The organism is Paenibacillus hebaui (genome assembly GCF_051934385.1).
Lineage (GTDB): Bacteria > Bacillota > Bacilli > Paenibacillales > Paenibacillaceae > Paenibacillus.
Genome location: NZ_CP196836.1, coordinates 1,625,654 through 1,645,311, shown reverse-complemented (window position 1 = coordinate 1,645,311; position 19,658 = coordinate 1,625,654). Strand labels below are relative to the sequence as shown.

The 19,658-nt window shown below is 49.3% G+C and carries 15 protein-coding genes; 7 read left to right on the top strand and 8 right to left on the bottom strand.

Annotation, left to right across the window (positions count from 1 at the left end; all coding sequences use genetic code 11):
• The first annotated feature begins 17 nt into the window (after positions 1-17).
• The 3 genes from ACR32F_RS07270 (at position 18) to thrS (ending at position 5,053) form a co-directional block, all read left to right on the top strand.
• The gene (locus ACR32F_RS07270) at positions 18-785 is read left to right on the top strand and encodes a response regulator transcription factor (RefSeq protein ID WP_440117532.1); all 768 of its coding nucleotides are present in this window, start codon (positions 18-20) and stop codon (positions 783-785) included.
• Complete coding sequence (locus ACR32F_RS07265; protein WP_440117530.1) at positions 782-2,542, top strand: sensor histidine kinase; 1,761 nt, start codon at positions 782-784, stop codon at positions 2,540-2,542. The genes ACR32F_RS07270 and ACR32F_RS07265 overlap by 4 nt, the downstream gene beginning before the upstream one ends.
• A 486-nt stretch (positions 2,543-3,028) precedes the next feature.
• Positions 3,029-5,053, top strand: coding sequence for a threonine--tRNA ligase (gene thrS / locus ACR32F_RS07260; protein ID WP_440117528.1), 2,025 nt, complete (start codon positions 3,029-3,031; stop codon positions 5,051-5,053).
• A 174-nt stretch (positions 5,054-5,227) separates the two neighbouring features.
• Here the strand turns inward: thrS and ACR32F_RS07255 are convergent, their stop codons facing one another.
• The gene (locus ACR32F_RS07255) at positions 5,228-6,091 is read right to left on the bottom strand and encodes an SDR family oxidoreductase (protein ID WP_440117526.1); all 864 of its coding nucleotides are present in this window, start codon (positions 6,089-6,091) and stop codon (positions 5,228-5,230) included.
• Positions 6,092-6,205: 114 nt separating this feature from the next.
• Between ACR32F_RS07255 and ACR32F_RS07250 the strand changes: the two genes are divergently transcribed.
• Both ACR32F_RS07250 and ACR32F_RS07245 read left to right on the top strand, forming a co-directional pair.
• Positions 6,206-6,748 carry a hypothetical protein gene (locus ACR32F_RS07250; protein WP_440117524.1) on the top strand — a complete coding sequence of 181 codons (543 nt, stop codon included), beginning with the start codon at positions 6,206-6,208 and terminating at the stop codon, positions 6,746-6,748.
• A 54-nt stretch (positions 6,749-6,802) separates the two neighbouring features.
• On the top strand, positions 6,803-7,534 hold the full coding sequence (locus tag ACR32F_RS07245) for an MBL fold metallo-hydrolase (protein ID WP_440117520.1): 732 nt from the start codon (positions 6,803-6,805) through the stop codon (positions 7,532-7,534).
• Positions 7,535-7,909: 375 nt separating this feature from the next.
• On the opposite strand, the gene ACR32F_RS07240 is transcribed toward ACR32F_RS07245, so the two are convergent.
• Entirely contained in the window at positions 7,910-9,115 is a 1,206-nt protein-coding gene (locus ACR32F_RS07240) for a PQQ-dependent sugar dehydrogenase (protein WP_440117518.1), read from the bottom strand.
• Between the two features lie 329 nt (positions 9,116-9,444).
• Between ACR32F_RS07240 and ACR32F_RS07235 the strand changes: the two genes are divergently transcribed.
• Complete coding sequence (locus ACR32F_RS07235; protein ID WP_440117516.1) at positions 9,445-10,533, top strand: M24 family metallopeptidase; 1,089 nt, start codon at positions 9,445-9,447, stop codon at positions 10,531-10,533.
• 264 nt (positions 10,534-10,797) lie between these two features.
• On the opposite strand, the gene ACR32F_RS07230 is transcribed toward ACR32F_RS07235, so the two are convergent.
• Positions 10,798-11,481 carry a queuosine precursor transporter gene (locus ACR32F_RS07230; protein ID WP_440117514.1) on the bottom strand — a complete coding sequence of 228 codons (684 nt, stop codon included), beginning with the start codon at positions 11,479-11,481 and terminating at the stop codon, positions 10,798-10,800.
• Positions 11,482-11,814: 333 nt separating this feature from the next.
• Complete coding sequence (locus ACR32F_RS07225) at positions 11,815-13,212, bottom strand: L-cystine transporter (protein ID WP_440117511.1); 1,398 nt, start codon at positions 13,210-13,212, stop codon at positions 11,815-11,817.
• 334 nt (positions 13,213-13,546) lie between these two features.
• Between ACR32F_RS07225 and ACR32F_RS07220 the strand changes: the two genes are divergently transcribed.
• The gene (locus ACR32F_RS07220) at positions 13,547-15,247 is read left to right on the top strand and encodes a methyl-accepting chemotaxis protein (protein WP_440117509.1); all 1,701 of its coding nucleotides are present in this window, start codon (positions 13,547-13,549) and stop codon (positions 15,245-15,247) included.
• 128 nt (positions 15,248-15,375) lie between these two features.
• Here the strand turns inward: ACR32F_RS07220 and ACR32F_RS07215 are convergent, their stop codons facing one another.
• From ACR32F_RS07215 to cobT, 4 genes are read right to left on the bottom strand one after another with little or no spacing between them, the layout of a single operon-like run.
• Complete coding sequence (locus ACR32F_RS07215; RefSeq protein ID WP_440117507.1) at positions 15,376-16,971, bottom strand: cobyric acid synthase; 1,596 nt, start codon at positions 16,969-16,971, stop codon at positions 15,376-15,378.
• A 54-nt stretch (positions 16,972-17,025) separates the two neighbouring features.
• Positions 17,026-17,910: an adenosylcobinamide-GDP ribazoletransferase gene (gene cobS / locus ACR32F_RS07210; protein ID WP_440117505.1), complete on the bottom strand. Its 885-nt coding sequence runs from the start codon at positions 17,908-17,910 to the stop codon at positions 17,026-17,028.
• Positions 17,907-18,467 (bottom strand): bifunctional adenosylcobinamide kinase/adenosylcobinamide-phosphate guanylyltransferase, encoded by a 561-nt coding sequence (gene cobU, locus ACR32F_RS07205; RefSeq protein ID WP_440117503.1) that lies wholly within the window; start codon positions 18,465-18,467, stop codon positions 17,907-17,909. Before cobU ends, cobS begins: the two co-directional genes overlap by 4 nt.
• On the bottom strand, positions 18,464-19,621 hold the full coding sequence (gene cobT / locus ACR32F_RS07200) for a nicotinate-nucleotide--dimethylbenzimidazole phosphoribosyltransferase (RefSeq protein ID WP_440117501.1): 1,158 nt from the start codon (positions 19,619-19,621) through the stop codon (positions 18,464-18,466). Before cobT ends, cobU begins: the two co-directional genes overlap by 4 nt.
• Between the last annotated feature and the right edge of the window lie 37 nt (positions 19,622-19,658).

Here is a 19,658-nt window from a genome sequence, read left to right as displayed (position 1 = left end):
GGAGGTCATTTCACATCATGGATCACGTCTCCATACTGCTTGTTGATGATGAACAAGCCATTTTACATATGCTCAAAACCGTTCTGCTCAAAGAACAATTTGTAGACATTGACACCGTCACGACTGGAGAAGAAGCGATCACCGCCTGCGAAAATAAAACCTATCATTGCATCGTGCTTGACATCATGCTCCCTGGCAAAAGCGGACTGGAAATCTGTCCTTTTCTGCGGCAAGTGACCGATGCACCGATTCTATTTTTGACCGCCAAAACAACCGATTATGACAAGTTAACCGGATTCGCCGTTGGCGGGGATGATTACGTCATCAAACCCTTTAATCCACTTGAAGTGGTGGCTCGCATCAAATCGCTGCTGAAACGTTATTTGCCTACCAAAATGGCAACGACTAGAGCAGCAACTGCTTCCTCTTCTGACGCAACTACGTCATCCCCGGCTATGCAGGAAGGGATTTATGATTTTGGCCGCTTTCAAGTATTGGAACAAGCCGGTGAACTCCGGGTTGAAGGACAGGCTGTAACCTGTCCGGCTCTGGTCTATCAATTGCTGCTCTTCTTTTGCAAACATCCCAATCGTATTTTCACCAAATCGGAATTGTATGAGCGGGTATGGGGATCGGAAGCGATCAGCGATGACAACACCGTAATGGTTCATATTCACCGTATTCGTGAGCGAATTGAAGCCGATCCTTCGAACCCCGTCTTTCTTGTGAATGTCCGGGGGTTGGGTTACAAGCTCATTCAGCCAGAAAAAGCGCTTCGTCCATGAGTATTCGTCGCAAATTGATGACCCGGTTTGTCGGGATGCTTGCCGGTATAGTTGTGCTTATTATCCTGTTGGGTTCTGCGGCTACCTATTGGGTCGTTCAAAGGATAAATGAAGTAAGTCTGGTGGATGACTTCGCTACAAGCGGACTGGACCAATTAATCAATACCGCAGAGATGATGCCCGATGGCACGGTACGTTATGATCCCAAGCTGCTGGAACAGGTTAAACATAATCAGGGATGGTTGCAGGTTCTGGATAAGAAGGGCTACGTCGTTGATGACTTTAATACACCTCCCGATGTTCCTAAACAATACAAGCCCGGCGAGTTGATCGCTTATTGGGATGCCAATAAACCCTTCCCGTACCAGATCATCATTCAGATTCGGGAGAAAGACGGACAGAATTTCACCTTGCTGTACGGCGTGCGTAATCAGGCCAAATCCTTACTTGATCAGGCCCGTCAAAACAGTTACTACACCAATGGAGAGCTTGTTCTCCAGCCCAAACAACAGGATACCATTCGTTCCAAAGGCGCCTATCTGCAAGTTTTGGACGCTTACGGCCAAGAGCTGGCTTCCTTTAACAAACCCGCCATAGGTGTCTCCACCAGCTATGACATTCAGGAACTGGTTTTGCGTATTCGTTATCCCAATCGGTATGGAATATCCACCGCAACCTTTTACGATGAACAGAACAGCACAACCTGGATGATTAGCATACCTGTAGACCCATCTGCGTCAGGAGATCAGAATCCATATAAATTCATTTTGGCACCTGCTCTTCTCATGCTGCTTCTGTCCGTTGTCATTTTGATTAGCCTGCTCGCCCTTTGGTACGCCAATCGTTTTGGTTCCCCTATGCTGCATATGCTTCAATGGCTCCAGAGACTGGAAAAAGGGCATTATGAAGAGCCCAAGGGAGTGAGCGGCACACCCCGCAGCCAGCGGCGAAATGGCAAATGGAAGCGCAAATATCGCGTGTATGCTGAGGTGCTTCACTCCATCCAGGCATTATCTGCTACACTGACAAAAGACGAAGAACTTCGAAAACAGACCGAGTCTCTGCGTGAGGAATGGATTGCTGGCATAACACATGACCTCAAGACGCCTCTGTCGTCCATTCAGGGATATGCCCATATGCTGGAAGCAGAAAAATATACCTGGTCCACAGAAGAAGTCAGAGAATTCGCAGGCATTATGCTGGACAAATCCATGTATATGGATCGGCTTGTGAACGACCTTGCCATGACGTATCGCTTGCGCAGTGGTGGATACCAGCCACCTGTGGAAAAAACGGACGTGAATACGTTACTGCATGATCTCGTCCAGCGCGCCGAGCGAAATCCAGCATATGGTGAGGGTCGGATTACATTCCAACCTGCCCCAGTTCCGGTCTACGGCCATGTGCATACCCCGTCGTTTGAACGCATTGTGGATAATCTGATGGCTAATGCCCTGCTGCATAATCCGTTGGAGTCCACTTTGACGGTTAGTGTGCACCCTGGTGAGCAAGCAGACGAGTTCAGCGTTCATTTCGCCGATAATGGACAAGGAATGGACCCGGAGACGGTCTGGAAGCTGTTCGATCGGTATTACAGAGGGACGGATACGGAGACATCGGATGTTGGATCAGGGCTTGGCATGGCGGTAACTAAAGGGTTAATCGAGGCGATGAAAGGTCGTATTGAAGTCCAATCGACTTCCGGTGAGGGAACCATCATTCGGTTAATATGGGATGCACAATCAGAAACGGGTTGAAAATATTCCGCTTGACCTTTTCATTTTCAGTCTATATAATCGACACTCAATAACACCTGTTCCCATATATTGATATGAACTTCAACCATTTCAAGTGCAATATAAGATCAATTCAAGTGATATCGACTTTGCATATTTGGCGATGACCAGAGACAAGATTCCGTTTGCGTGCTGCCCAGAGAGAGAAGGGATTGGTGAAACCTTCTTCAGCGAACGGACCGGAATTACCCCTCTGCAGCCGTGACCTCGAACCTCAGCATTTCGGACTTCCCTCAGATGTTCGGCAATGCTGCCAGTAGAGTTCACCGCCTGATCCCCGATAACGGATTCCAATGAGGGTTATGATGTTTCCTGCTTGCGGCGGCTGGTCGAGAGAGGGAGCAATCATAACCAAATTAGGGTGGAACCACGAGCTAAGCGCACTCGTCCCTTTTCCGGGACGGGTGTTTTTTGCGCTTCAAATTTGAATATTGGAGAGTGGTTCACATGAACAATCAGGATAAAAATAGCCAATCAAGCAACGAAATAAGCAATCAGGCAAGTAGCCTATCGCAAGACGAAAGAAGTAAGCTATCCACTAATCCTCAGCATCCAGATTCTTCGATCCATATCCAGCTGCAAGGTGGGGCGGTACGCTCTTACGAAGCAGGCATCACTGTAGGAGCGGTAGCCTCATCCATCAGTACTAGTCTGGGCAAACAGGCCATTGGCGGTATTGTTGATGGCAAGAATGTCGATCTGGATTGGATGTTAGAGCAAGATTGCGAGCTCGTCATCGTTACACTGGACAGCGAGGAAGGTCTTTATCGTTATCGCCATAGTACAGCTCACGTGCTGGCACAAGCCCTTAAACGCATTTACGGTGCGGAACAAGTGAAACTGGGCGTCGGCCCCGTAATCGAAGATGGATTTTATTACGATGTTGATCTGGAGCATGCCCTTTCTATCAGTGATCTGGCTGCCGTTGAGCGGGAAATGAACAAGATCATTCAGGAAAATGAAAAGATCAGCCGCCGGATCGTTAGCCGGGAGGAAGCCCTCCGCATCTTCGGAGAGATTCAGGACCCCTATAAGCTTGAACTCATTCGGGATCTGCCGGAGGACGCCGAACTTTCAATTTATGATCAAGGGGAATTTTTCGACTTGTGTCGGGGTCCCCATCTCCCATCCACAGGCCGAATCAAGGCATTCAAACTGCTGAATGTAGCTGGTGCCTACTGGCGGGGCAACTCGGACAATAAAATGCTGCAACGCATCTACGGCACTGCTTTCCCGAACAAAGCCCTGCTGGATGAACATCTGCACATGCTGGAAGAAGCGAAGAAACGGGATCACCGTAAACTGGGCAAAGAGCTTGAACTGTTCATGTTCTCCGAAGAAGCCCCTGGCATGCCCTTCTATCTGCCCAAAGGTATGACTGTTCGTACTGAACTGGAGCAGTTCTCCCGGGAGCTGCAATTGCAGGAAGGCTATCAGGAAGTTCGGACTCCTCTCATGATGAACAACCGGCTGTGGGAGCAATCTGGTCACTGGGAACATTACAAGGACAATATGTACTTCTCGGAAGTGGATGATGCCACTTTTGCACTCAAACCAATGAACTGCCCGGGACACATGCTCATCTTCAAAAATACACTCCATTCCTATCGCGAATTGCCGATTCGCATGATGGAATTTGGTCAGGTTCATCGCCATGAATTCTCAGGCGCCCTGAACGGCATGATGCGTGTGCGGACTTTCTGCCAGGATGATGCCCATCTGTATGTCATGCCAGAACAGATCGAGGAAGAGATCAATCAGGCAATTTCTCTGATCGGACGCATGTACGATATCTTTGGATTCGAGTACAAGATTGAGTTGTCCACTCGCCCGGACGATTCCATGGGATCGGAAGAATTATGGGATCAGGCGGAACGTGCATTGCAAAATGTACTAGATCGGCGTGGTGTGGAGTATCGAATTAACGAAGGAGACGGTGCCTTTTATGGCCCCAAAATCGACTTTCACATCCTCGATGCACTCAAACGCAGCTGGCAGTGCGGAACAATCCAGCTTGATTTTCAAATGCCGGAGAAGTTCGACCTCACTTACATTGGTGAGGATAGCCTGAAACACCGTCCGGTCGTGATCCACCGTGCCATATACGGTTCCATTGATCGTTTCATCGGTATCCTGACTGAACATTACGCAGGAGCGTTCCCACTCTGGCTCGCACCAGTCCAAGTGAAGCTGCTGCCGGTGTCGGATCATTACGCAGACTATGCGCTCCAAGTACAAAGCCAGCTCCGGGATGCGGGGATTCGGGTAGAAACAGATCTGCGCAGCGAGAAGCTTGGGTACAAAATCCGTGAAGCCCAGATGGAAAAAGTTCCTTACTCGCTCGTACTTGGTGAGAATGAGAAAAATGCCTCATCCGCCTCTGTCCGTGCATACGGTCAGGGAGATCAAGGCATTCAGCGCATTGAAGCTTTTATTGAATTGATTCAGCAAGCTGTGAAGGCAAAAGCCTGAGCATCGCGGACCTGGACGGGCTGAAGCTTAGGGTCCTGACTTTGGTGGTCCGATGACGATGTTCTGACACTTCGGACCTGACACTTGGAGTCTGATGCAGAAGGTATGACACGGAAAAAGATGCTCCTATATTCTTACGTGTTCGAAACCCATACCTTCTGCGATGACTGCCTGTTACAACCTCTCGTCCGCCTTCAGTCCAACCTGTTCTTCACTCCACGTCCAGAAACGTTCAGCCGTAGCATCATCCGTGGCATGAGCTTTCAGTTGCTGCTCCTTTTGTTGGTAGAAGTATCGCCCGGTTACCCCGGCGACTTCAGGACTTGTGGCGAGATAGATTGCTGTCTGTGCCCCTTCTTCAGGAGAGAGAAAAAAGGGCAGCTTGGCCGCCAGAGCCATAATCCGTGTGCCAAACCCGGTATTGCGGTCTACACCAATGCTTGTGCCAACTGCGCCAGGATGCAAGCAGTTCACAGTGATGCGGGTATCCGCCACTTTGTGGGCCAGAGCACGAGTGAACAGTACGTTAGCCAGCTTGGATTGGGCATAGCTTTTGATCGGGTTGTACCCATGGTGTAGATGAGGATCAGCGAAATGGATCTTTCCAGCTTTGTACGCACCCGAGGAAACATTCACAATACGTCCCTGCTTCGCAGCCTTCAAAGGTTCGATCAGAAGTAAGGTGAGCAGAAAATGTCCGAGATGGTTAATCCCGATACTCTGTTCGAAGCCGTCTGAGGTCTCCTTGCGTTTAACCATGACGACACCGGCATTGTTAATCAGAACGTCCAGTGTGTCATAGCGCTCGCGGAACGTTTGAGCAAAATGACGGATGCTGTCCAGTGAACCCAGGTCACACAACATCAGTTCAATGGCATTAGAGCCTGACTGGCGCAAGGCCTCCTGTAGAGCCTGCTGTCCGCGCTTTTCGCTGCGACACGCCATAATCACTCTGTACCCTTGCCTTGCAAGTTCAATGGTGGTTGCCAGACCCATGCCTGAGTTGGCTCCCGTAACTATCGCTGTCTGAATGGACATTCAGGTACTTCCCTTCTGAACCAGAGGTTCCAAAATGAAATGATCAGCGAACCAGAACTCAATATGAGATAATGATGTGAAATGATCACATCACGGTTCCATGGGAGGACAAGTATGCTGAATAAAGAAGATTTTAAAAAGATCAAAAAACAAGCCAAACTTGAAATCGAGCAACTGGAAGAGGAATATCAGGATATTCGGCAAATTGCGGATTCCACACTGTTTGAAAAGTACGCCATCTGGAATGATGAAGAAACACGCGAACTCACCAGAATACGCAAACATCGGAGGTATGCTTCGCTGGTCATTGAATTATGTTCGATTATGGAACACATGCTAAATGATCTATATGAGCGCGTATACCAAAAAAGGTTTAATTCGACCGCGTTAATGAAAACTCCTGCCTACCGTGCACGATCCAACATGGAGATCATTCAGGCTGAGTTACAGAAACAGCAGATCGCGTTGAAATCCGGTGAGGAGAACTTCGGTGAGGCACTGAGTCTGGTCTTCCAGACGAGGAATAAACTGGTCCATGAGAACTTCTCGTTTGCCGCCATCGTGAAGGAAAGCCTGGATGAAGAACAAACCTTTGAAGCACTGCTGGAACCGATTAAAAGTTACAGAAAACATCTGAAGTACCAACGTCCTGAGTAATACCTCATTAAAATATCCATAAAGGAGGTGCGCCGGACTGGATTCCGGTAACCTATGAGCAATTCAACAAATTCACTAACTGTTCTGCATCTCCATATTCCTACACCTTCAGGGAATAGCCCCATCTATCCGGTCATGCTTCGTGATGAAGATGGCATTACACTAGTGGATACAGGCATGATTGGACAATTCGCACAACTTCAGTCTGCACTGGAGCAGGAGGGCGTTCAGCTCGCAGACATCAAACGTGTAATTATTACCCATCAGGATATCGACCATATCGGTAACCTTGGCGCTCTTCTGGATGTTATACCGGATCTGGAGATCTGGGCTCATGCGGACGAAATCCCTTATCTCACAGGGCAGAAGCCCCTAATCAAATTCACACCAGAGCGCCGGGCGATGCTGTCCACCCCTGTTTTGGCATTGGCGGAACAGCTCCTCGTACAGCTTCCCGAAGTAAATATCAGCAGAACACTGGAGGACGGAGACATGCTGCCTCTGCAAGGCGGTACCCAGGTCATTCATACACCGGGACATACCCCAGGTCACATCTGCCTGTACTTCCGGGATACCAAGTTCCTGCTCGCTGCCGATGAATTACGTGTGGTCGATGATGAATTGGTTGGCCCTGCTCCTCCCGCTACACCGGACATGCCTGAAGCGTTGCGTAGCCTGAAAAAGCTGACTGGCTTGAAACCGGAGAAGGTGCTCTGTTACCATGGCGGTGAGTACACCAATGAGCCTGGTCAACGTATTGCCGAACTCGCAGAACGTGCGGACTAAAGAGGTTGTGATTGGAAAAGGGAGAGCTGACGCTTTACGAAATCAGCACACGCTATTGGATGCTTTTTCGCAGATAGCCGTGTGTAACGAATCGTAGACGTCTTATTTCCAGGTTTCAGCGGTGATTTCACAGGTTTTTGCCATAATAACGCCGCTGAAGTTCGTTAAACTTTGCGGTTAACGCTAAGCACCGCAATAAGGTGCCTCCGATTCCTTAGCGTCTTGAAGTCCTTGCCTTCATGCCTTGAAGCATCAAGGTCATGGACTTCTGGACTATTGGAGTGACGCTCTTGCGAACTCCACACTCAGAACTTGCACGCTGTTGCAGCCAACATTATATTGACAAATCCCCTCTCACATTTACATCTCTCCCGCTCAATTCCCTGGTGTCAACACAATCAATTGGTCGTCACCATCACGCGGCGAACCCCGCCCATCCCGATTATTCGTAAGCACATATAACTTTCCGTCTTCTCCAGCGGTCACATTGCGAATGCGACCCCACTCCTCTTCAAAGATCGGCTCCACCTGCTCTACCTTTGTGCCATCTTCGGACAAAATGATTCTGAGCAGTTGCTCCCCACGCAAATTCGCAGCAATCAGTGAATCGGCCCATGGCCCTTCCTCAACAAAAGCTGCACCGGACGGAGCCCAGCTTTCATTGCCACTATGTGCAAGTGGTGCCTGATAAGTGCCGTTGTCATCCTCGTCCCCCTCCACTTCCGGCCAACCATAATTTTCGCCCGCTTCGATGCGGTTAATTTCATCATGATTGCGCTGTCCATGCTCTGTGGAATAGAGATATCCATTGTCCGGGTTCCAGGCCAGTCCTTGTGCATTCCGATGTCCCATACTGTAGACCGGTGAATCCGGCCATGGATTATCTTTTGGAATCGATCCGTCCAGACCAATCCGCAATATTTTGCCACCTAAACTATCCTTGTTCTGCGCCAATTCCGGTTCGTACCGCTCACCTGTCGTAATATAGAGCAGACCGTCCGGGCCTATCTTGATTCGTCCTCCGTTATGATTCGTTCCGCCTGGAATGTTACCAAGCAGCTCCTTGTCTATAACCGCCTTCCTGTCATTTACCTTCAAACGCAATACACGATTAGCGATATCATCACCCTCCAGATAGGAGTGATATGCATACAGATAACCGTTATCTTCAAAGTCTGGATCAGCCGCAAGCCCGAGCAGGCCACCCTCTCCTTCTTCATTAAATGGAGCCGTAAATTCAATCAGCGGTTCAGGTGCCAACTTTCCATCCTCAATTACACGAATGGTCCCCGGGCGCTCCGTCACAAACATCCGACCGTCCGGCACACTCACCAATTCCCACGGTGCATGAAGCCCTTCCACCATAACAGAAGCCTCATATGGAATAAGGTCATTTCCCTGCGTTCCATCCTCGTTTCCATTCGCACTGTTATGACCTCTAGCTGCCGTCTGACCCTGCCCTGTCTCCTCTCCCTGCGACGTCTGTTGCGATTCTGTCGAGGGTTCACCCGAAGCACAAGCTGTCAACAAAGCCACACTTAACAATGAAGCATATAGCGGAACACTCAATCGATTATTCATGATTACATCTCCCTACTACTGGAATGAGATATGATTATTTTAGTGAGCATTTTGCATCAACCCTTGGAGCGAATTCCTATCCGCATGATATAGATCGAAATGATTTTATTCGTCTATACATTGTATAAATCAGGATGATATTCTAGGATAATTGCTACTGAATTCGGTTCGTAATCCCAACGTGGTTTCGCCCTGTATTACCCTTCCCATGGATCAGTCAAACGGCAAATGATGGCTATTCTCATGACTTGTTGCCACGCCACTTTGGAATTCTCCACTATTCTTCTATAATAGAAAGAAAACGAACTGAAAGGTGGACATATACACTCATGAATCAAAACCCTTTATCCCGACTCGAAGCCGATCTGTCTGCGCAAGGTTTGGATGCCATGCTCATCACCGATCCGAAACATATCTACTATTTAACTGGATTTGCGAGCAATCCGCATGAACGTTTCCTCGGTCTTGTTCTCGCACGCGGCGAAGAACCATTGTTGATCGTACCTGCTCTTGATGCTGAAGCTGCCGCAGCCGCTTCCTCGGTATCCAACATTGCCACCCACACAGATACGGACAATCCGTACGCCTTGTTCGAACGTTACCAGGGACGCTTGGGCCGTGTTGGTGTCGAAAAGGAATACGTCACTGTCGCACGTTATGAGCAGCTGACCGCCGCTCTGGGCGCTGCCCAGTTTGAGGATGTCGGCCCTCTGCTTCGCACGTTACGTGTGAAAAAGACACCGGATGAAGTGGCTCGTATTCGCCATGCCATTTATCTTATAGAAGAAACACTCCGCCAAGGACTGTCTCACGTTCGCACAGGCGTTACCGAAATCGAACTGGTCGCCGAGATGGAATATCAGATGAAGAAACTGGGTGCCGACGGTCCTTCCTTTGATACCATGGTGCTCACGGGACCCAAAACTGGCTTGCCACACGGCACGCCGGGTGAACGGAAGCTGCAACACGGGGATCTGTTAATGTTTGATATGGGTGTCTACGCTGGTGGGTATGCATCTGATATTACGCGCACATTTGCCTTTGGGGACATCTCACCTGAACTCCAAACCATCTATAATACCGTGCTCGCAGCGAACGAAGCTGCCATCCGGGTGGTGAAGCCAGGTATTACCTGCGCGGAAGTGGATCGTGCGGCACGCCAGGTTACAGAAGAAGCTGGATACGGTGAGCGCTTCATGCACAGAGTTGGACACGGACTGGGCATTGACGTGCATGAGTATCCTTCACTACATGGAGAAAATAAGGACATCCTGAATGAAGGCACAGTGTTCACGATTGAACCGGGCATATATACAAGAGCAGGCGGTGTACGCATCGAGGATGATGTACTCGTCACGGATACAGGTATAGAGGTTCTGACGACCTATCCAAAAGAACTGCAAATCCTAGCGGACTAATCTCTTTTCGAGCATGCCGATCACCATTCAGTTCTTTGGAGCAGATATGGTTCCATATCGAAAGATTCAAAAATTATCACACGGCTGTCCATTGACGTTATCGTATACGAGAGTGGTTAAATCCAGATATTAAAAATGTCCCGCGAAACCATGTGTTAATGGTTTCGCGGGACATTTTCGCGTGTGCTTATCATCTTGCCAACGGGTTGACTTGCACAAAGCATAGCATAAACAGCAGAGATTACATCGAAACCAGAACAGCCATTAGGCTTCGTCCTTAAATTTAAAGCTACGTGCTGCATATAGAAATGGCGTTCCGACCGCAGTCAATACAAATTTGATGATATACGTCGTCAGGAAGATTTCGAGCCAGACATCCCACGGATAAATGAACGCAAAAGCGATCGTGCAAAATACCAGCGTATCCACAAATGAACTGATGATCGAGCTACCGTTGGTGCGTATCCACAACTGATTGCGCCCTGGGGCAACCTTGCGCAGCCAGGAGTACAGTCGTACGTCCAGGAACTGGCTGATGAAATAGGCTGTCAGACTTCCGAGTGCCAGACGTGGCAGCAGACCGAATAGTTTCGCCATGGGTTCCTGTGCAAAGTCCGTAGATGCTGGCTCAAAGAACAATACCATCTGCATCAACACGGTTGTCATGATCAATGTGAAGAACCCGAACCATACGGCTTTACGCGCCTCACCTGGTCCATACTTCTCATTGAGTAGATCACTGGTCAGGTACATGCTGACATACATCGTATTGCCCAGCGTCAGAACAATGCCCATGATATCTATCGTTTTGGTCACCTGAATGTTGGCAATAACCGTTGCCACACCGATCCAGGCATACAGACCTTTTTTACCGAACAAGCGATAACACAGTATGAAAAATCCATACGTCACGAGAACGAAAAGCGCTCCCCACCCTAAGTTAAACATAATTACAAACACTGCCTTCCTAGTTTTGATTACGCGGGATGGTTACGAACCGCGGTTTGGCTCCGGGCCAAAACATGAATACTCTATCACATTTCCCCGTCATTGAACAGCACTAAATAACCCCAACTGGCTTCGGCTGATATTTTCGGTATGCCCAACGGATGTGAATCCCCCCCCATGTATTTGAGCCATGTGCACCATAGCGAAAGCAACTTACAAACCGCATGATGCATGATATACGGATGCTAAAAGGAAAAAAGCCGCCCTTCGGATTAACCCGAAGAACGGCTGCTTTCGTGGCTGTATCTGCCATCCGCCTAGTGTAAATCTGAATTACGCCTGAACGGCTGAATCCAGATCACGGCTCTGATCATTGAATGTGTCATGATCGTTTTCTTTCAAAATCTTGCTGGTCACAAGTCCTGAAGTCATGGACCCGTTCACGTTCAAGGCTGTACGACCCATGTCGATCAGCGGTTCAACCGAAATCAACAATCCCGCCAGAGCTACCGGCAAGTTCATTGTGGACAACACGATCAGGGAAGCAAAGGTTGCCCCGCCGCCTACACCGGCTACACCGAATGAACTGATCATGACCACCAGGATCAGGGTAACAATGAAGTCCCAGCTCAGCGGATCGATTCCGACCGTTGGAGCAATCATCACCGCCAGCATGGCCGGATAGATCCCGGCACAGCCGTTTTGACCAATCGTGGCCCCAAAGGTTGCTGACAGATTCGCAATCCCGTCCGATATACCCAGTTTCTTCGTCTGTGTCTCCACGTTAAGCGGAATTGCTGCCGCACTTGAACGGGACGTAAAGGCAAATACCAGGGTTGGCAGAACCTTTTTCAGATACGTAAGTGGGTTGAACCCAGAGAGTGTAATGATAATCAGGTGAATGATGAACATGACAAGCAACGCAACGTAGGATGCAATCACGAATTTGATCAGCTTCAGAATCTCATCCGGATTCGTGGTTGCTGTCACCTTCGTAATCAAGGCCAATATGCCATATGGCGTCAATCGAAGCACCAGCGTTACAATCCGCATAACCACCGCATATACGGCATTCACCATGCCGCGGAACGTTTCCGCCTGCTGTGGTTTTTTGCGATCCAGTCCAAGTACGGCCACACCGATAAAAGCAGAGAAAATAACAACCGCCAGCGTGGATGAGCGACGCTCCCCTGTCATGTCCGCGAATGGATTCGACGGAATGAATTCCAGCACCTGCTGAGGAATCGTCTGATCCTTCACATCAACGAGACGTTCCTCCATCTTCTGCCCTTGTGCAAGCTCCCGGTCTCCACCCTCGATCTCGATTGAAGTCAGGTTAAAGCTCAGGCTCGTCACAATGCTGACTCCTGCGGCAATCGCCGTGGTGATCAACAGGATCGCGATAATCGAAAAACTCATTTTACCGAGATTCTGCTTGCCTTTTAAATTCATGATGGCCGATATGATGGAAACCATAATCAACGGAATGACGACCATCTGTAACAAACGAACATATCCTGAACCGGCCAGATTAAACCAATCGACCGACTTGGTAATGATGTTAGAATCGGATGTGTAGATCAACTGAAGAATAACGCCGTATACGACCCCCATCCCCAGACCCGCAAATACACGCTTTGTAAAGGAAATATGCTTCTTCTGCATCCAGAACAGGACACCCAGAAGAGCGAGCATAACCACTACGTTTAAAATGATTAAAAAGGTATTCATTTGTATAAATCCTCCTCAGTGTGAGTAACCGGACATCCGGTTTTCTACTCGCTCAAAAGCGATATTCAACAATATATCACATAACAAACTATTCTGGTAGGTATTAATTGATATTATGTAATATGTATGTAATCAATTCTTCTATTTCTAAAAAAAAATACACTGAATCGTGAAAATTATAGTATTCAACCTCAGGTTAATTCTGTAATATAGGTATATCCGCTTATTCCCACATTTTCTCAACGTGAAAATTAGGTCTTTCTTCGTTGGCATTTAGTCTCATGGCGATGGAAAAGCGATAATGTTAATGAACATGACGTGAAAGGATGATTGTATGTTTCGTAATCGCACCGTTGCCGGTAAAATCAGAGGTACATTGTTCCTCGTTCTGCTCGTTGCTTCCCTGTTGTTCAGTATTAGTTTTTATGCCGTATCCATGAATATTATTCAAAGCTACGTGCTTCCGCAGTTCGACAAAGTCTTGAACACGTCCATCCAGGATATATACAAGGATACATCTGCTTCAAAAATTCTACAGGTACAGAGTGGCGGAGCCGGTTCTGAAGGTGCAGCTTTGACCGTAGAATCCTATTTGGCGGATAAAGCAAAAGAACATAATTTGGATGCAGCTTACATTGTTGCCATACAGGATGGCTCAGCCAAAGTTGTCATTGCCAATTCCTCCTCTGGCATGAAAGCAGAAGATGAGATTACTGTAGAATCAGCAATGAACACAGCTATCGAGAAGAAAGAAATGGTAATCAGTGAAGTCTACTCCGATTCCTTTGGGATACATAAAGCAGCCTTTATGCCGATCGCAGGAAGTAACATGATTATGGCTGTAAGCATGGATGCCCAGTTCATTCAGGCCAAGATCACCCAGATCTTCTGGTTATGTCTGGGGATTACAGCCTTAGTCTTCTTGCTCGGCTGGCTTATCTCAACCAGTATGATCAAAAAAGTAACCCAACCGATCATCAAGCTCGTTCAACATAGCAAACAAATATCCCAAGGTGATCTGACCGCTGAGCTTCAGATTAAAGGCAAGGATGAAATTGCCCAGCTTGCCGGAAGCTTCCAGACGATGACACATAACCTGAAAGAAATGATTAGCCGTGCCTTGTCCACGTCCAATGAAGTAGTGCAAGGCTCCAATGACCTGCTTCAGCGGGTTGAATCCATGTCCGGAATGGTCAAGAACTCCAGTCGCTCTGCGGAAGATGCCGAGAAAGGCAGCGTAAGCATCGCTTCAAGCGCGTCCGAGAACGCCAGAGCCATGGAAGAGATCACACAGGGTATTATGCATATTGCTTCATCTTCTGCCGAAGTGTCCGAACAGATTGGTGAAGCTGCAAATGAAGCTGTTAATGGTAACCGCCTGGCTCAGGATGCCGTTGAACAAATGGAACGTGTAGGTCAGACTGCAAGCGAATCGCTGCGTTATGTAGAAACGATGAACGAACGATCCATCGCCATTGGCACCATTGTTGAATCCATTTTCGAGATTACCAGACAGATTAACATGCTGTCCCTTAACGCTTCCATTGAAGCAGCACGTGCCGGGGAGCATGGACGCGGTTTCGCCGTGGTTGCCGGAGAAGTCCGCAAACTCGCTGAGCAATCCAAAACTGCTACGGAGGAAATCTCCGATTACCTGGGAACCATTCGTGAAGACGCCGAACGTTCGGTGGATGCCATGAACCGCGTCACCCAAGAGATTGGATCAGGCACGCATGTGGTTCAACAAGCAGGCTCAGCCTTCCAACAGCTTAACGAATTGATCCAAAACGTCAATCTGACCATTCAGACGGTATCTGCTTCGACAGAGCAAGTATCTGCTGGTGCAGAAGAAGTGAGTGCTTCCGTTGAAGAAACGGCAGAGATTACATCCAAATCCCGTGAGAGTATGCAACAGATTGCTTCAACAGCAGATCTTCAACTCAGCGAGATGGATTCACATTCAAATACCGTTCGTCATCTGCATGAGCAAGCGGTAGAACTGCAATCCGCCATGAAGAACTTCAAAATAAACTAACAGGTATACCATTAACCCATCATTGCCTGAGTTAAACCTTATATAATCATAGGATATACAAATACCCCCATGCCGCTAACATTCCGTTTCCAGAGAACGGGTTGCCGGTCATGGGGGTATTCTATATATCAGATATGCTCTGGTGCCTGAACACCCATAATGGCGTACACTCGCTTCATATCCAGTGACGAACGCAAGGATTCGGCTACCCGATCGAACTCCAACTCTTTGCGTTCATGGACACTATACGTCTCCCGAAGTGGAGCCAGTCCCTTCCCTTCACGCAGGCCATTCAACCACGAACGTCTGAACAGATCACTTTCGAACAAGCCATGCAGGTAGGTTCCCCACACCTTTCCATCCGCTGTGCCCCAACCTTCACGGAACGGCTGACCACCTGGATGTGCAATTTCGAACAAGGTGACTACAAGTGCAGGATCATGGCACTCCGTAACACCCATATGAATCTCATATCCGTTAATGGATAATGGAGCAACGTCCGTATCGGGTTCCCGTTCATTATGCAGACGAATCGGATGATGAGACTGTACCCTTCCCGAAGCCCTGACGGTCTGCTTGTCCTGAAGAAACGTTGTGGAGAGGGGAAGCCAGCCAAGTCCCTGCGCTTCCTGAATCTGATTCACCTCCACTGCATACGGGTCCTTCAGATGACGCCCGAGCATCTGGTATCCGCCACATATACCTACAAGTTGAACATGCTCACATTCAGTCTGGCTGGCGATGGCTTGCTCTAGTCCCGATTCGCGCAGATACATCAGATCCCCTATCGTATCCTTCGTACCGGGCAGAAGAATGGCATCGGGACTTCCTAATTCCTCAGGTGAGGTCACGTAACGCACATTCACATCCGGTTCACGGGAAAGTGCGTCAAAGTCTGTAAAGTTGGAAATTCTCGGATATCGGATCACCGCCAGATCCAGGTCTGTCTTGCCGGATTTCCCATGACGCATGGAGTCCAGCACTACGGAATCCTCCGCTTCAATCTGAATATCTCTTATGTAAGGTAATACACCCAATACTGGAATACCTGTCCGTTCTTCGAGCCAGTCGAGTCCCGGCTGCAACAGAGACAGATCGCCGCGAAACTTGTTGATGATAAAACCTTTCACACGCTCGACCTCATGTGGCTCTAGCAGCTCCAGTGTGCCGACAATGGAAGCAAATACACCGCCCCGATCAATATCGGAGATCAGAATCACCGGTGCATCCGCCCAACCTGCCAGATTCATGTTCACGATATCCCGGTCCTTCAGATTAATCTCCGCAGGACTGCCTGCTCCTTCCATCAGTACCACATCGTATGTGTCCCGCAACCGATTCAGCGCATCCATCACCGTCTGCTTCGCTTCAGGCAGGAACTTCTGCCGATAATCCGATGCACTCATCTGTGCAAAAGGCACACCGTGTACCACGATCTGCGAATGCATGTCCCGCACCGGCTTGATCAGAATCGGATTCATATCCGTCGTCGCTTCAATACCGCAGGCTTCAGCCTGTGCTCCTTGGGCCCGGCCAATCTCCTTGCCGTCTTCTGTTACGTAGGAATTCAGTGCCATGTTCTGTGACTTGAACGGGGCTGGCTTGAAGCCATCCTGCTTGAATATACGGCACAGCGCCGTTGTAATCACGCTTTTCCCCACATCCGATGCCGTCCCTTGCAGCATGAGTACTGCCGCCGGTTGTTGTACAGGCGTATCTTCCATGCACCATCACCTCAGTCTCCTGTTATGTCTCACCTTACTCATTCCGTGCGTTTTTCACAGCCAAAAGAGTCCCTGAAGCACACTAAGCACCGTGAGCAAAGCCGCTTCCAGCAGCTCATTCATCGCTCCGTACGTGTCTCCTGTAAGTCCGCCCAGCCTTTCACTGATGCGTGATGCAACGAATTTACCAATGATGTAACACGCAAAAGGTACAACAATGACAACCGACACAGGATACAACCACCATGGCAATGTTCCCAGTCTACTCATCATGGCATCTGCGGTGCCTATATCCGGCCGAAATATCCATACAGCAGCAAACGTAATTACACCTGCAAGAAGGGTCAACCCGACCGCAGAGCTGCGCGCACGCTGGACTTCCCTCCGCTCACCCAATCCTTTGAATAAGACTGCAAGTCCGTCATCTCCACGTGCATTCGGCCAGGCTGAGATGGCATACACCATGAACCAGCGACTCCAGATCATGGGCAGGATCAACAGCGCACCATAGATCCAGTTACCACGTGCGATAAAATCTGCGATCAAGGCTGCTTTCATCATCAGCAGCAGGACACAGGCGATCACGCCCATCGCCCCTACACGGCTGTCCTTCATGATTTCCAGCATCCGTTCACGGGTACGATAGCTGAGCAATCCATCCGCCGTATCCATCCAGCCATCCAGATGAAGGCCACCAGTGAGCCATACCCATAATGTTAAGGTTAATACGGAAGCGGGAAAGGCGGGAAGTACCGCACCAGTTAAGGCCCCTGCGAGCCAAACGCATAGTCCAATCGCTGCACCCACCAGTGGATAATACACGACACTTTCCCGCAGTAGTGGCGGGACGAAGTCAATCTGCGTTTTTACCGGAAATCGGGACAAAAATTGAAAAGCGGCCGCAGCCGCGTGTTTACGTTGATGAGTGCTATCTGTCATAAACGATACTCCTTGCTTTTCAGCTCAATCGCAATGCCTACAGTCACCAGGAACACTTCACGGCATATGGCTGCAATCCGCTGATTTAATATGCCTGCCAGATCCCGATATTTTCTGCCGAGCGCATACTCTGGTACAATACCATCGCCCACTTCATTCGTGACAAGCACAAGCAGACCCGGGTACGACCTGATTGCTACTACCAGTGCATCCATGTGATCTTGCAACACCTGCTCATCTTCGTGTTCATGTGCAAGCAAAACATTGGTCAACCAGAGCGTCAGACAATCGACCAGAATCGTCGGTGCAGAAGTACCCGTATGGTCTTCTCCCATGCGTGTAATGAGTGCTGGTAATGCGAGTGGTTCCTCCAACGTGTGCCATAGATAACCTGATGCCTCGCGCTGATTCTGGTGCAGACTTATACGCTCGCGCATCTCGTCATCATACGCCTGAGCCGTAGCCACATACCACGCCTCCGAGGAACGCTGCATACAGAGACGCTCGGCAAATGAACTTTTACCACTACGCGCCCCACCCGTCACCAACACACTCATAGCGAGACCTCTCCTTGAACTGTCGAAGCACCTGCAGCATCAGAGTCCGCTACATCACCCTTACGTGCACCCGCATCGGCATCCAAAGCCTTATTTGTCCCATCGGATACCCCTGCACTTGCAAAAGTTGCCATCTCGTTCAAAAGGAGACAGGCTGCATCAATCAGATGAAGACTGAGCACACCTCCGGTTCCTTCGCCCAGCCGCATATCCAAATCCAGCATCGGTTTCAGGTCGAGTTCGCGAAGCAGGGTTGCATGTCCACTTTCATGCGAGGTATGGGAAGCAATCATATAGGCTGTGCTCACGGGAGCAAGCTGTCTTGCAATCAAGGCGGCAGCAGTGGAGATGAATCCATCCACGACAACAGGACATCCGTTCGCAGCTGCAGCAAGAATCACACCCGTCAGTCCGGCAATCTCCAGGCCACCCACTTTGCAAAGTACGTCCAGTGCATCTTCCCTATTCGGGGAATTCACACTAAGCGCCTGGCTAACCACGGCGGCTTTACGCTGCAATCCCGCATCATCAATACCCGTTCCTCGCCCAACCGCGGAAGCTGGTGCGACTCCTGTTAATGCACACATCACCGCTGCACTTGCGGTTGTATTGCCAATCCCCATTTCCCCGGTCACGAACAATTGTGTTCCCTTTGCCACCTCTGCCGATACGACGTCGACCCCTGCAAGAATGGCTTGAATCGCTTCATCGCGAGTCATTGCTGCACCCTTTGCCATGTTGGCCGTACCTTTGCGAACTTTGCGGGAAAGCAGGTCAGGATGTTCCAGATCGGCATTAACCCCGATATCCACACAGATTACATCGGCTCCGGCGTGACGGGCAAGCACATTGACTGCAGCCCCTCCAGCCAGGAAATTAAGGACCATCTGCGGCGTCACCTCGGCAGGGAAAGCACTGATACCTTCCGCCACCACGCCGTGATCTGCAGCCATAACAATAACGGATCTGCGATCAAAACACGGACGAGCCTCTCCGGTTATCCCCGCAAGACGAATAACCAGCTGTTCCAGTTTCCCCAGACTACCGGGTGGTTTCGTCAATGCGTCCACATGCGCAGAGGCTTCTGCCGCGACTTCTTGATTAGGACCCACGATCCGACCCATTAACTGTTTCAACACCTGTTCATTATTCATACAGCCAGCACTTCCTTCATCAAAATATGGGGTCGCC

Bases quoted from the DNA above. Each gene is read 5' to 3' on its own strand.
- ACR32F_RS07220 (WP_440117509.1), top strand. From the start codon at position 13,547: ATGTTTCGTAATCGCACCGTTGCCGGTAAAATCAGAGGTACATTGTTC.
- ACR32F_RS07215 (WP_440117507.1), bottom strand. From the start codon at position 16,971: ATGGAAGATACGCCTGTACAACAACCGGCGGCAGTACTCATGCTGCAA.
- ACR32F_RS07255 (WP_440117526.1), bottom strand. From the start codon at position 6,091: ATGTCCATTCAGACAGCGATAGTTACGGGAGCCAACTCAGGCATGGGT.
- cobU (WP_440117503.1), bottom strand. From the start codon at position 18,467: ATGAGTGTGTTGGTGACGGGTGGGGCGCGTAGTGGTAAAAGTTCATTT.
- ACR32F_RS07240 (WP_440117518.1), bottom strand. From the start codon at position 9,115: ATGAATAATCGATTGAGTGTTCCGCTATATGCTTCATTGTTAAGTGTG.
- ACR32F_RS07235 (WP_440117516.1), top strand. From the start codon at position 9,445: ATGAATCAAAACCCTTTATCCCGACTCGAAGCCGATCTGTCTGCGCAA.
- cobT (WP_440117501.1), bottom strand. From the start codon at position 19,621: ATGAATAATGAACAGGTGTTGAAACAGTTAATGGGTCGGATCGTGGGT.
- ACR32F_RS07265 (WP_440117530.1), top strand. From the start codon at position 782: ATGAGTATTCGTCGCAAATTGATGACCCGGTTTGTCGGGATGCTTGCC.
- thrS (WP_440117528.1), top strand. From the start codon at position 3,029: ATGAACAATCAGGATAAAAATAGCCAATCAAGCAACGAAATAAGCAAT.
- ACR32F_RS07230 (WP_440117514.1), bottom strand. From the start codon at position 11,481: ATGTTTAACTTAGGGTGGGGAGCGCTTTTCGTTCTCGTGACGTATGGA.
- ACR32F_RS07245 (WP_440117520.1), top strand. From the start codon at position 6,803: ATGAGCAATTCAACAAATTCACTAACTGTTCTGCATCTCCATATTCCT.
- ACR32F_RS07225 (WP_440117511.1), bottom strand. From the start codon at position 13,212: ATGAATACCTTTTTAATCATTTTAAACGTAGTGGTTATGCTCGCTCTT.
- cobS (WP_440117505.1), bottom strand. From the start codon at position 17,910: ATGACAGATAGCACTCATCAACGTAAACACGCGGCTGCGGCCGCTTTT.
- ACR32F_RS07270 (WP_440117532.1), top strand. From the start codon at position 18: ATGGATCACGTCTCCATACTGCTTGTTGATGATGAACAAGCCATTTTA.
- ACR32F_RS07250 (WP_440117524.1), top strand. From the start codon at position 6,206: ATGCTGAATAAAGAAGATTTTAAAAAGATCAAAAAACAAGCCAAACTT.